This window comes from Streptosporangium sp. NPDC006013 (assembly GCF_040614275.1).
Taxonomy (GTDB): Bacteria; Actinomycetota; Actinomycetes; order Streptosporangiales; family Streptosporangiaceae; genus Streptosporangium.
In genome coordinates, this window is the sequence record NZ_JBEXUE010000313.1 from 1 (window position 1) to 12133 (window position 12133).

The 12133-nt window shown below is 72.5% G+C and carries 15 protein-coding genes; 9 read left to right on the top strand and 6 right to left on the bottom strand.

Features of this window, described 5'->3' with window-relative positions; translation table 11 throughout:
* Positions 1–182: 182 nt before the first annotated feature.
* Positions 183–1754, bottom strand: a complete 1572-nt coding sequence (locus ABZ260_RS34775) for a DUF6297 family protein (RefSeq protein WP_355626167.1) — start codon at positions 1752–1754, stop codon at positions 183–185.
* Complete coding sequence (gene ccmA / locus ABZ260_RS34780; protein WP_355626169.1) at positions 1751–2377, bottom strand: heme ABC exporter ATP-binding protein CcmA; 627 nt, start codon at positions 2375–2377, stop codon at positions 1751–1753. The genes ABZ260_RS34775 and ccmA overlap by 4 nt, the downstream gene beginning before the upstream one ends.
* Positions 2378–2637: 260 nt before the next feature.
* On the opposite strand from ccmA, the gene ABZ260_RS34785 reads away from it, so the two are divergent.
* Both ABZ260_RS34785 and ABZ260_RS34790 read left to right on the top strand, forming a co-directional pair.
* Positions 2638–3441 carry a purine-nucleoside phosphorylase gene (locus tag ABZ260_RS34785; RefSeq protein ID WP_350911695.1) on the top strand — a complete coding sequence of 268 codons (804 nt, stop codon included), beginning with the start codon at positions 2638–2640 and terminating at the stop codon, positions 3439–3441.
* A 241-nt stretch (positions 3442–3682) separates the two neighbouring features.
* On the top strand, positions 3683–5326 hold the full coding sequence (locus ABZ260_RS34790) for a phospho-sugar mutase (RefSeq protein WP_355626171.1): 1644 nt from the start codon (positions 3683–3685) through the stop codon (positions 5324–5326).
* A gap of 96 nt (positions 5327–5422) precedes the next feature.
* Here ABZ260_RS34790 and ABZ260_RS34795 read toward each other — a convergent pair whose 3' ends face one another.
* The 4 genes from ABZ260_RS34795 to ABZ260_RS34810 all read right to left on the bottom strand — a co-directional run bounded on the left by ABZ260_RS34795 (position 5423) and on the right by ABZ260_RS34810 (position 8407).
* Complete coding sequence (locus tag ABZ260_RS34795; RefSeq protein WP_355626173.1) at positions 5423–6178, bottom strand: hypothetical protein; 756 nt, start codon at positions 6176–6178, stop codon at positions 5423–5425.
* A gap of 33 nt (positions 6179–6211) precedes the next feature.
* Positions 6212–7291: an adenosine deaminase gene (locus ABZ260_RS34800; RefSeq protein ID WP_355626175.1), complete on the bottom strand. Its 1080-nt coding sequence runs from the start codon at positions 7289–7291 to the stop codon at positions 6212–6214.
* A 136-nt stretch (positions 7292–7427) separates the two neighbouring features.
* Positions 7428–7781: a cupin domain-containing protein gene (locus tag ABZ260_RS34805; RefSeq protein ID WP_355555449.1), complete on the bottom strand. Its 354-nt coding sequence runs from the start codon at positions 7779–7781 to the stop codon at positions 7428–7430.
* A gap of 35 nt (positions 7782–7816) precedes the next feature.
* The gene (locus ABZ260_RS34810; protein WP_355626177.1) at positions 7817–8407 is read right to left on the bottom strand and encodes a hypothetical protein; all 591 of its coding nucleotides are present in this window, start codon (positions 8405–8407) and stop codon (positions 7817–7819) included.
* Between the two features lie 88 nt (positions 8408–8495).
* Here ABZ260_RS34810 and ABZ260_RS34815 point away from each other — a divergent pair, with 88 nt between their 5' ends.
* The 7 genes from ABZ260_RS34815 to ABZ260_RS34845 all read left to right on the top strand — a co-directional run bounded on the left by ABZ260_RS34815 (position 8496) and on the right by ABZ260_RS34845 (position 11972).
* Positions 8496–8705 carry a hypothetical protein gene (locus ABZ260_RS34815; RefSeq protein WP_355626179.1) on the top strand — a complete coding sequence of 70 codons (210 nt, stop codon included), beginning with the start codon at positions 8496–8498 and terminating at the stop codon, positions 8703–8705.
* A 240-nt stretch (positions 8706–8945) separates the two neighbouring features.
* On the top strand, positions 8946–9083 hold the full coding sequence (locus tag ABZ260_RS34820) for an ALQxL family class IV lanthipeptide (protein ID WP_355626181.1): 138 nt from the start codon (positions 8946–8948) through the stop codon (positions 9081–9083).
* A gap of 47 nt (positions 9084–9130) precedes the next feature.
* Positions 9131–9256 (top strand): ALQxL family class IV lanthipeptide, encoded by a 126-nt coding sequence (locus ABZ260_RS34825; protein ID WP_350911681.1) that lies wholly within the window; start codon positions 9131–9133, stop codon positions 9254–9256.
* The gene (locus ABZ260_RS34830; RefSeq protein WP_355626183.1) at positions 9257–9397 is read left to right on the top strand and encodes an ALQxL family class IV lanthipeptide; all 141 of its coding nucleotides are present in this window, start codon (positions 9257–9259) and stop codon (positions 9395–9397) included. It begins immediately after the preceding gene.
* Positions 9398–9525: 128 nt separating this feature from the next.
* Complete coding sequence (locus tag ABZ260_RS34835; protein ID WP_355626185.1) at positions 9526–9651, top strand: ALQxL family class IV lanthipeptide; 126 nt, start codon at positions 9526–9528, stop codon at positions 9649–9651.
* Between the two features lie 270 nt (positions 9652–9921).
* Positions 9922–11004, top strand: a complete 1083-nt coding sequence (lxmK, locus tag ABZ260_RS34840; protein ID WP_355626187.1) for a class V lanthionine synthetase subunit LxmK — start codon at positions 9922–9924, stop codon at positions 11002–11004.
* Entirely contained in the window at positions 11001–11972 is a 972-nt protein-coding gene (locus ABZ260_RS34845; RefSeq protein WP_355626189.1) for a T3SS effector HopA1 family protein, read from the top strand. Before lxmK ends, ABZ260_RS34845 begins: the two co-directional genes overlap by 4 nt.
* The last annotated feature ends 161 nt before the right edge of the window (positions 11973–12133 follow it).

The window sequence follows — 12133 nt, forward strand, 5'->3', positions numbered from 1 at the left end:
GGAGCCGCAGCGTGCTGCGGTGACCGACGACAACGCGGCGAGGCGCCGCCTGACCGACCGCAGTAGGCAAAAGATCCGCAGGACAGGGCCTAGGCCCGGCGTTTCCGCCCGGCATCGGGCCTGTGACGATGCCGCATGCCCGGAAGCGTCGCAGAACGGCTGTCCGCGACGCCTCCGCTGTCTCACCCGAGGCGGGCCGGGTCGGCGGCGGCTCTCCTCGCGCGAAGCAGGAACGCGGTCAGCACGGCCGCCCCGGACAGCGCCTGCGCGACCACCAGGGCGCCGAGGGCGGACGGCCCGGCGGCCGGCGCCAGTAGCGCGGGGGCGCAGCCGAGCACGGCGATGTCCACGCCGGTCATCGCCCAGACGAGCGGGCCCATGGGTACGGAGCCCATCGGAGTGTCGATGACCGGCATCGAGTGATCGACGAAACCCCGCCGGGCCATCCGCAGGGCTCCAGCGGCCAGGGCGGGCGCGGACAGCGGGCCGAACAGCCACCACGGACCGGCGGGCAGGGCACCCATCGCGGTCAGTCCGGCCAGGGCGAGGGTGAGCCAGACGGCGCTCAGCAGCATCGGCAGCAGTGCCCGTGCGGTGAGCGCCGCACGGGCGCCCACGCCGAAGAGCCGCGCCAGACTCGGGTCCTCCCCGTCGCGGCGCGCACCCGTGGTGCACGCCGCCGCGGCGGTCAGCGCTCCGCCGGCCACCAGGATCATCGCGACCGGGGAGAGACCGCCTGCGGCCTGGGCGGCCAGCGCGGGCAGCGCGGCCGCCGCGAGCAGGGCGGCCAGCCGGCCTGGGCGGCGCCCCAGCCTGCGCCAGTCCTGCCAGGCCAGGGCCAGCGGGGCGGACAGGGGCCGCAGGAGCCGGGGCATCGGCCACGACAGTGCCCCCGACAGTGCCCCCGACAGCGGCGCCGGCCACGGGCGGGAACGCAGGGTGCGCCCGCGCCAGTGACCGTCCTCGGCGATCCAGGTCAGGGCTCCGAATTCCAGGACCACCGTCGCGGCGGCCACCCCGCCGGCGCGGGTGGACGCGGCCAGGACGGTACGCGCGTGGACACGCCCGAGTGCCGCCCACGCCCGCCGTACCAGAAGGGCGGTCACGGTGCCGCAGAGCGCCACCGAGGCCGCGCCCAGCGAGACCGGCGCGTCGGCGACGGCGACCAGCAGGTGCCGCCCCGGACCGCTGCCCAGCACCGTCGCGAGCGCGGCCACGATCGCGAGGACGACGAGCGCCCCCTGCAGCCACGAGTCCCAGTGCTGGGACGACTGCGCCAGCACGGCCGTCGCCATCCCGCCGACCGCCGCCGAGACTCCCAGCAGCACCGCGGTGACCAGCCGCGGCGTGAGCTGATCCGGCGCACCGAGTACGGCGAGCAGGGCCAGGCCCAGTCCCGCGCCAGCCAGCGAGGAGATCGCCAGCAGGATCACCGCGCTCCGTCCCAGCACGGCGCGGCGCGGAAGCGGGGAGAGCAGCAGCCAGGCGGCGTCGGCGGCCGGCAGCGCGACAGGGCCGAGCGTGCGGGCGAGCGCGAGGAAGCCCGCGTAGGCCAGAGCGATCAACGCCACCCCGGCACCGAGCCTCGACGGATCCGCCTGCCCGGCCATGGTCGCGAGTGCGGAGGCGACGGGCTGGGCCAGCACCGCCCCCGCCATCGCGAGCCCGAACAGGGCGACGTACCGGTCCGACCAGCTCATCGGTGCCCGGCCACCCGACCGGATGAGGGCCCGCACGGCCTGGACCTCGTTCACGCGGCGGCCTCCAGGGTGATCTGGCGTGCGCGGGTGACGTGGGCGAAGTCGAGGTCGTGGGTCGCCATCACCACGGCGCCACCGGCCGCCGCGTATTCGGTCAGCATGGTCGCCAGCCGCTTCCTGAACGTCGCGTCGAGTCCGCGCTCCGGCTCGTCCAGCAGGAGCAGCCGGCTCGGCCGGAGCAGGGCCATCGCCAGCGACAGCCGCTGTCGCTGGCCGGTGGAGAGCGTCAGCGGTGCCATGTCCCCTCGCCCCGCCAGGCCGAACACCTCCAGGACCGTCCCGACCTCCAGACGGGAGGAGCGGTGTACGGCGTGCATCAGTTCCAGATGTTCCCGCACGGTCAGCCCCGGGTACCACGCCGGTTCGTCGCCGACGAGGATGACATCGCGCCAGAAGTCCGGATCATCCGCCGGCGGCCGATCAAGGACGCTGACCTCGCCGGACCCCGACGGCTGGAGACCCGCCAGGCAGCGCAGCAACGTCGACTTGCCCACGCCGTTCACCCCGACCACGGCGACGATGTCACCTCGGGCGACCGTGAGGTCGACACCCCGCAGGACCGGATTACCACTCAACTCCACGCGCACGTCACGGACCACGATGATCGATTCAGCCACCGTTCGACCCTAATCCACGACCACCGCCTCCCTCCGGCGGTACGCAGGTCTCCGGGGGCAAGGCCTCGACGGGGCTGCTGAACCAGAACGGCACCGGGGGCTGCGCGACCCGTTCGTCCCGCGGAAACAGGACGCCACCTTCCAGCTCCTGAACTGAGCCGGCGCCTGTCCATGGCCGTCCGCCGGACGGCCATGGACAGGCATGCAGGAAGCGGTACGGAGCGGACGGAACAGCACCGCCGACCGGTACGCTCGGTGAGGTGAGCAACGATCCCTATGCACTCGCCACGGACGCCGCGGACGCGCTGAGAAGCGCCGTCGGCGTGGACTCCTTCGACGTCGCGCTGGTGATGGGTTCGGGCTGGGTCCCGGCCGCCGACGCGATCGGCGAGACGGTCGCCGAGATCCCGGTCACCGACCTGCCCGGCTTCGCGCCGCCCGCCGTGGCGGGCCACGCGGGCCGGATCCGCGCCGTGCGGACCGAGTCCGGCAAGAACGTGCTGATCTTCCTCGGCCGCACCCACCTCTACGAGGGCCGCGGGGTGGAGCCGGTCGTGCACGGGGTGCGGACCGCGATCAGGGCCGGGGTGGGCACGGTCGTGCTGACCAACGCCGCCGGGGGCCTGCGCCCCGAGACCCAGGAGGTCGGCGAGGCGGTGCTGATCAGTGACCACATCAACCTGACCGGGGCCAGCCCGATCAGCGGCGCCACCTTCGTCGACCTCACCGACGTCTACACCCCGCGCCTGCGCGAGCTGGCCCGTGAGGCCGACCCCTCGCTGGCCGAGGGCGTCTACGTGGCCTTCCGCGGCCCGACGTACGAGACCCCGGCCGAGGTCCGGATGTGCCGCATCCTGGGCGGCGACATGGTGGGCATGTCCACGGTGCTCGAAGCCATCGCGGCCCGCGAGGGCGGCGCCGAGGTGCTCGGCATCTCCCTGGTCACGAACCCGGGCGCCGGTCTGGTGGGCGAGCCGCTCAACCACGAGGAGGTGCTGGAGGTCGGCCGCGCCACCGCCACGCGGATGGGCGGCCTGCTGGCCAGGGTCGTCGGCAAGCTGTAGGCCCCACGGCCGGGACTGCACGACCGGGACCACACGACCGGGACTGCACGGTCGGACTGCACGGTCCGGGGCCGCACCGGCCGAGACCACACAGCCCGGGAGCACACCGGCCGGAACCACCCCGGCCGTGGGAACCGGCCACACGCGCGGATCGGTTCCCTTCGGGGAAACACCCGGCTTTCAAGAATCACCCTGCTTGCAAGGGTTCAACCGGCGACGGGCCCCGGCCCGAGAGGTGACAATGAGCAGCGATCTCGTGGGGCTCGCCCGTTCCTGGCTGGCCCAGGACCCCGACCCCGACACCCGCGCGGAGCTGACCGAGCTGCTGGAACGCGGCGACGGCGACGCGCTGCGCGAGCGGTTCGGCGCGAAGCTGGAGTTCGGCACCGCCGGGCTCCGCGGCGAGCTGGGCGCCGGCCCCAACCGGATGAACCGGGTGACGGTCATGCGCGCCGCCGCCGGTCTGGCCCGCGTCCTCGGTCCCGGCAGGCACGTCGTGATCGGCTACGACGCCCGGCACAAGTCCGACGTCTTCGCCCGTGACACCGCGGCCGTGCTCACCGGGGCCGGGCTGCGCGCCTCGGTCCTCCCCGCGCCGCTGCCCACGCCCGTGCTGGCCTTCGCGGTCCGCCACCTCGGCGCCGACGCGGGCGTGACGGTCACCGCGAGCCACAACCCACCCCGCGACAACGGTTACAAGGTCTACTGGGGCGACGGCTCCCAGATCGTGCCGCCGATCGACGCGGAGATCTCCGCCGCCATCGACGCGGTCGGGCCGGTCTCCGAACTGCCCCTCGGCTCCCCGGACGATCCCGCGTGGACCACGCTGGACGACGGTGTGGTGACCGCCTACCTGGAGGCGGTGACCGCGCTCCCGATCGGCGCCGCCCGCGAGCTGCGGGTGGCGTACACCCCGCTGCACGGCGTCGGCGGTGTCACACTGGCCAGGGCCTTCGCCGCCGCCGGGTTCGACGCGCCGGCCGTCGTCGAGGCCCAGGCCGCCCCCGACCCCGACTTCCCCACCGTCGCCTTCCCCAACCCGGAGGAGCCCGGCGCGATGGACCTCGCGCTGGAGCTGGCGGAGCGGGCCGGCGCCGACCTGGTGCTGGCCAACGACCCCGACGCGGACCGCTGCGCGGTGGGCGTGCCGCTGCCCGGCGGCGGCTACCGGATGCTGACCGGCGACGAGGTGGGCGCCCTGCTGGGCGAGCACGTGATCAGGCGGACCTCCGGCGAGGGCCGCCTGGTGGCGACCACCATCGTCTCCTCGTCCCTGCTCGGCAAGATCGCCGCCGGGTACGGTGTGCGCTACGCCGAGACCCTGACCGGCTTCAAATGGATCATGAAGGCCGGTCCGGGCCTGCTCTTCGGGTACGAGGAGGCGCTGGGGTACAGCGTCGGCTCCGACCTCGGGCTGCCCGTGCACGACAAGGACGGCATCGGTGCGGCGCTGACCGTGGCCGGGATCGCCGCCGAGGCCAAGCTGGAGGGCCGCGGCCTGCTCGACCTCCTGGACGACCTGGCGCGCCGGCACGGCCTGCACGCCACCTCCCAGCTGTCGTTCCGGGTGGCCGACCTGTCGCTGATCACCGGCGCCATGGCCCGGCTGCGGGCCACGCCGCCCGCCCGGCTCGGCGGCCGCGAGGTGGAGACCGCCGAGGACCTCAGCGAGGGCGTGGGCGGGCTCCCGCCCACCGACGGCCTCCGCTACCACCTGTCCGACGGCGCCCGGGTCGTCGTCCGGCCCTCGGGTACCGAACCCAAGCTCAAGTGCTACCTGGAGGTCGTGGTCCCGGTGACCGGCGAGGTCGCCGAGGCCCGCGGGCGGGCGGTACGGGATCTCGACGCCCTGAAGGCCGACCTCACCAAGGCCCTCGGCCTCTGACCGCGCCTGTTCCACGGCCGGGGACGATCATGCTTCCCCGTGATCGTCCCCGGCCACACCACCTCCCCGAGCCCGGCGCCACCGCGATCGGGGCGATCAGACCAGGAAGGCCGCGACCACCAGCAGAGCGGCGACGGCCACGGCGACCAGGGCACTCGGTGCCCAGTTCATCCTGAGCGCACCTGTTTCGGATGCGGTGCCGGTCCCGCTCGTGACCCCGGCCTCCGCCTCGGGCACGGTCCCGCTCGTGACCCCGGCCTCCGCCTCGGGCACGGTCGCGCTCGTGACCCCGGCCTCCGCCTCGGGCACGGTCGCGTCGCTTTCCGGGGTCCCGGCGACCGAGGCCGCCCGCCTGGCGGCCTTGGCGCGTTCGGTGATCTGCTCGGCCACCCAGTCGGCGTGCGTCTTGCCCGCCATCGCCTCGGCGGCGGCCTGCTCGGCCTTCGAGCGGACCGGCTCGGTCCTGAAGCGGCCCCGCGCGAGCGCGGGCCTTCCCTTGCGCGCGGCCGCCGCCCGCTCACGGGCCGAGGTCTGCGGCGCCCAGCAGCGGACCCTCCGGCCGCCGGAGGTGATCGTGATCGAGTGCGAGACCGCGACCTTGTCCACTCCGCTCCAGGGCACGAAGGCGTTCCGCAGCGGGTTGCGGACCAGCACCCCCTCCTCGGACATGACGATCATCGGGCGCAGGCAGGTGACGAAGACCAGCGCGGTCAGCACCCCCAGCACCGCCGCGGCGACCATCGAGGGACGACCGTTGTAGCGGACGACCAGATCCACCACGTTGCCCGCGGCGAACACCATCCAGAGCCAACCGACGATCATCGCGAAGTTGGAGCGGAACACCTGCTTCATGGGAGAAAGCTCACTTCACTCGTACGTGCCCGGTCACGCCTGCCACTTGAGGCGCGCGAAACCGGGCTTGATGACGCCGTTGATGAGCGCCAGGCGCTCGTCGAACGGCAGGAACGCGGACTTCATGGCGTTGACCGTGAACCACAGCATGTCGTCCCAGTCATAGCCGAACGCCTCCGACAGCTTGGCGAACTCCGCGGAGAGGCTCGTACCGCTCATCAGCCGGTTGTCGGTGTTGACGGTCACCCGGAAGTTCAGGCGGCGCAGCAGGCCGATCGGATGCTCGGCGATGGAGGCCGCCGCACCGGTCTGCAGGTTGGACGTCGGGCACATCTCCAGCGGGATGCGCTTGTCCCGGACGTAGGCCGCCAGGCGGCCCAGCTTGGGCTCCCCGTCGTCGGAGACGGAGATGTCGTCGATGATCCGGACGCCGTGACCGAGCCGGTCCGCGCCGCACCACTGGATCGCCTGCCAGATCGACGGCAGGCCGAAGGCCTCACCGGCGTGGATGGTGAAGTGGGCGTTCTCCCGCTGGAGGTATTCGAAGGCGTCGAGGTGACGGGTGGGAGGGTAGCCCGCCTCCGCGCCGGCGATGTCGAACCCGGCCACCCCGGCGTCGCGGTAGCGGACCGCCAGCTCGGCGATCTCCATCGACCTGGCCTGGTGGCGCATGGCGGTGAGCAGGGTGCCCACCCGGATGCCCCGCCCCTCGGAACCGGCCCTGAAGCCCTCCTGGACCGCCTCGATGACCTCTTCGAGGCTCAGCCCCCTGGAGGTGTGCTGCTCGGGCGCGTAACGCACCTCGGCGTAGACGATGCCGTCGTCGGCCAGGTCCTCGGCACACTCGGCGGCGACCCTGACCAGCGACTCGCGCGTCTGCATGACGCCGACTGTGTGGTCGAAGGTCTCCAGGTAGCGCACCAGCGAGCCGGAGTCGGAGGCCTCCCTGAACCAGGTGCGCAGGCTGTCGGCGTCGGTCGCCGGCAACCTGTCGTAGCCCGACTCGCGGGCCAGCTCGATGATGCTCTCCGGCCGGAGCCCCCCGTCGAGGTGATCGTGGAGCAACACCTTCGGAGCCAGGCGGATCTGCTCAAAAGTGGGTGGCTGACTCATCTACATCCTTCCAGCGGGGAGACCTCGACTTTAGTCACGGGGACGGAGTGCGTGACGGCCCCACGTGTTCCGGGTGACGTGTTCACGACCAGGCCCGCCCCGGTGCCGCGGGCCTGGTCGATGCCCTACGGGGCGACTAGTCGTCGCGGTTGGCGGTCTCCGGAGAGAAGGCGGGCAGGCAGATGGCGACGTACTCGGCGCCGTCCGGCCCCGAGCGGTAGCGGATCCGCTCCCCCGGCTCGCAGGTGAACACCTCCCCCGCGCCGACCTCGGTGGTGCCCCCGTCGTGCTCCACGATCACCGTGCCTTTGAGCACCAGGGTGTACTCGGCGAACTCCGGGGTCTGGGCGGGCTCTTCCCAGCCCGCCGGGGCGACCATCCGCGCGATCGAGATCCGGTCGTCGCCGCTGTTGACCCGGCCGACGTATTCGTCGATCGTCTTGCCGCCCGGAACGGGAATCCGCGTCGCGTTGTCGATTTTGCGTACCATCAGACCAGTCTGTCACTGGTCATGGGGTGCGCCGCTCAGTGCGCGACGTCGATGACCAGCCGGTTCGGGTTCTTCTGCTCCAGCACCCGGAACGGTGCCCTGCGGTCGAGGACGATGCCCACGCTCACCACTCCCTCGAAGTCACCCGTCTTGACCACGCTCTGCACGTTGCCGAGCTGTGCCTGGAAGATCGGCCCGCCCGTCCAGGTCGGCTTGCCCGCCTCGGTGTGCGCGATGGCGGGGCTCATCGTCAGCTGGAGGTAGGCCCCGCCCTTGACGTCGACCCGATCGCCCGAGCCGTCCTGGACCAGCTCGGGCACCCATCGCACCGTGTAGCCGGGCACCTCTCCGTTCAGGTCGATCACCACCCGGTCGAACCCCTGGTGCCGGCCGAACCTGGCCCCGGTGACGGCCGGCGAGGCAACGGTGGTGCGCTCGACCTCGATCTCCTTGGTACTCGTCGGGGGACGTGGCCCGGCCGGCGTGGAGGTCGGAGTGACGGCGGGATCCGCGGGGGCCGTGGTCGCCGGAGCCCCCGAGGACGGGGGCGCGGTCTGCGTGTCCGAGCCGCAACCGGCCAGCAGGAAGAGGGGAACGAGCACGAGGGGAACGAGGGTGCGGTTCATGATGAGCCTCCTGCCCCGTTAGATGCCCAGGTCTCCGGAGAGGTTCACCCTCTGCCGTCCGGCTGCGCCCTGACAAGATCCTGACAGCTTGTCGAAGGACGAGTCAAGCATCCGGATCATGGCCGGAACGGCGGCGATTCACGACGGCCGGCCACGAGGGCGGGGCGAGCGGTGCGACACCTTCGCCGGCGTCGCCGAGGACGGCCGCGAGCGCCACGCGACGGCAGGGCAGGTACACCAGGCCGCGGCCCGGTGCGGACCGGGCGGCCCGTCGACCGCCCTTCGTCTCACGACGTGAGACGCTCTTTAGCTTTCGCAAGCATCCCGGACGCCGCCGCGACCAGGAAAAAGGCAGGCCGGAGGGCTTCCCATGAGGCTCGTCTCCGCCTTTGACAAGATCCGGAGACAAGAGTCCGGGCCGCAGTGTCATTCCAGCCGAAAGCGATTCCTAAGCACCCGTCACCATGCTTCTCTCACCACGAAATCGCCGTGTCGGCCGTCGTGCCGGCGGAACGATCGCGCATGGAAGGAGAACGAAATGGAACTCGACATCAACGCCCTGGACCTGCTCCCCGGCCGGACCGAGCAGCACCTGGCGGGCTGCACCGTCACCTGCGACGTGACCTGCAAGCGGTCCACCTGCGGGGTCACCTCGGTCACCCAGTTCCTCTCCTGATCACTGCGGCATCAGCGGATATCTCTTCCCACGAAAGGACGAACGCCATGGAACTCGACATCAAGGCCCTCGACCTGCTCCCCGCCCAGACGGAGAGCCAGCTGGCCATCTGCGAGATCACCTGCCCGCCGAAAGGCACCTGCAGCTGGACCTGCAAAGTCACCAGCCAGTAGGTGACGGGGCAGCTGATGGAACTCGATATCAAGGCCCTCGACCTGCTCCCCGCCCAGACGGAGAGCCAGCTGGCCGCGTGCGAGGTCACCTGCCTGGTGACCTGCAGCGGCGTCACCTCCATGCACTCCATCATCAACTGACCCCGTCGCGGGGCGCGCATGGCGACCATCACGCCCGTGCGACTCCGCGAACTCCGCCGGCCAATGGGCGGCCACGAAGGCCGCCGCGGCGCAGGCGGAAATCCCCCACCGAAGAAAGGACGAACGCCATGGAACTCGACATCAAGGCCCTCGACCTGCTCCCCGCCCAGACCGAGAGCCAGCTGGCCGCGTGCGAGGTCACCTGCGGCCACACCTGCAGGACGAACAACACCTGCGCCGAGACCGTCCGCTGACGAACGCCGAACGGCCAGGCCGGACGCTCATGACGGCGGCCCGCCGACGGCCACGGCCACCGCAACGCGTGCGACGACGAGCCCGCGGCGAGGCCGCCGGTCCCACCTCGGGCTCGTCCCCATCATCCCCGCGCGGCACCGCCGTCGATCGTCATCCATCGGGCGTCGAAAGAGACACAGTCATGCTTACGGAATGCCGGTGCTCGTACACCGGCGAGGCCACCGGCACCCGGCCGCGCCGCGTTTCCCGCCTCGGGGCCGGTGATGGCCGTGGGTGAGGGGCCGAAGCCGATCCCGGTGCCGCTCGACCAGGTTCCCGAGGTCACGGAGTTCCTCACGGCGCTCCAGCTCGGGGTGCTGCGGGAGGACACGGTCTCCGCGTTCTTCGGCCGCAACGACACCTGGGCGGGCGTGACCGACGCGGGCCTCCCCGTCTTCGTCAAGCGGACCCTCGGGGAGGCGGACCAGGTCCGCCGGAGGGTGGACCGCACGAGGGCGATGGGCGTGGTGCTCGACGCGCACCCGGTGATCAACGTGCCCCGTTTCCTGGGCGGCGACGACGCCTCCGGCCTGCTGGCCTTCACGCTGCTGCAAGACGCGCACAGCGGAGCCGACCTCGCCGGGGAGGACGCTTTCACCTGGGACCTCGCCCACGCCGCGGGGATCCAGGTCGGAACGCTCCACACCCTCCGTGCACCGCAGCCCATCGCGGCGGACACCTCCGAGCCGCCGCTGCCGCCGCGCGACCGCCTGGCGGTCCTGCCACTGGAGGTCTACACCGCCGCCAGCGGCGCGGAACTGGAGACGTGGGCGATCCTGCACAACGACCCCGTGATCACCAAGGCGATCAGCGACCTGTGCGACCGGGAAAGCCGCGGCCCGCACGTCCTGGTCCACGGCGACCTGCGGCTCGACCAGTTCCTCCACCACGACGGCACGCTGTACCTGACCGACTGGGAAGAGGCCCGGCTCGCCGATGCCGCGCGGGACGTGGGCGCCTTCGCCGGCGAATGGCTCTACCGCGGCGTGCTCGGCATGGCAGGCCCGGAGGACGGCATGAGCGAACGCGAGGTCATCGCCAACGGCGCCCGCCGCTTCGAGGCCCTGCGCCCCTACGTCGAGGCGTTCTGGACCGGCTACCTCGACGCCCGGCCCGCGGCCCGCGACGACCACGAGCTGGCGGCCCGGGCGGCGGCCTTCGCCGGCTGGCACCTGATCGACCGGATCATCGTCGCGGCCCACCAGCGCGGCCGGCTGAGCGCCCTGGAACGCGCGGTGGCCGGCGTCGGCCGCACCGCCCTGCTCCGCCCCGCCGAGCTCACCACCACGCTGGGCCTGGGAGAGGGACGATGAGGCAACCGCTGGACCGGGTACGCATCGACGCGGATCTCACCTCGGCCACCGTCGACGACCGCGAGATCACCGCCGACGGCCCCAAAGCGCTGCGCAGCGCGCTGGCCGACGCGCTGTACGACGCCTTCCACACCGGCCGCGAGCCCGTGGAAGGACCGCAGCACAAGTCGCTGCGCGACCCGGACTTCGAGCACCGGCTGCGCGCCGTGGTCCCGCACCACGACTCCCCCGCCCTGGCCATGGTGGAGCCCGGAGCACCCGACGTGGTCCGTCTGAACGGGGTGCGCGTGCGGATCCCCGAGTCCCGGCTCGGCGATGAGGTCGCCACCCCCGCGGGGCCGGCTCGCCAGGTCAGCCTGCCGGCCGTCCAGCCGACGGTCTCGCCCGGGTTCCTGCTGGTGAGCGGCTCGGCGGGGCACGGCCTGGAGGAGGGCACGTGTCTGCGGCTGTACCTGGGCGCCGAGACGGCCGACGCCGCCCCCGCTCTGTGGGGCGCGGTGCTCGAACGGCTGGAGAAGCTACGACTCCCCTACAAGGCCAAGGTGCTCTCCGCCCGCGATCTGTATTCGCGCCGCGACAGCATCGTGGTCTACCTGGGACGCCGTGCCTGGCACGCGGTGCCGGAGATCGGCGCGGCGGCCACCGCGACCGGCGGGCTGCGCCAGGACCTGTCCACCTATGTCGCCGCGCTCGGCCGCGGCATCGGCTGGGCGTGGGAGCCGCAGGATCCGCGGCCCGAGATACGCAGGCTCAGCTTCGGCGAGCACCGCTCGCACGCCATCGCGGCTGGGCTGCTGACCCACGCCGAGCATGGCGGCGACCGGGACGACGCGGTGCGCGAGGCGCTGCGGGCCGCCGGGGTCGACCCCGACGCGGTGCACCGCAACCTCGGCTCGCCGACGCCGCCCTTCGAGACCTCCGGCCCCGAACCCGGGCCCGGACCCTACGAGAACCAAGAAAGGAGGTGACATACATGTCCACTGAGCTGCTGATGGAGGGCGCCGAGGCGTACACCTCGCTCGCCGAGGTCGCCGCGGTCCCCGGGAGCGACGCTCCCGGCGCCTGGCCCCCGGCCGTGACGGCGGGGATACGCAGCGACGAGATGAACGCCGCGCAGATCAGGGAGAGC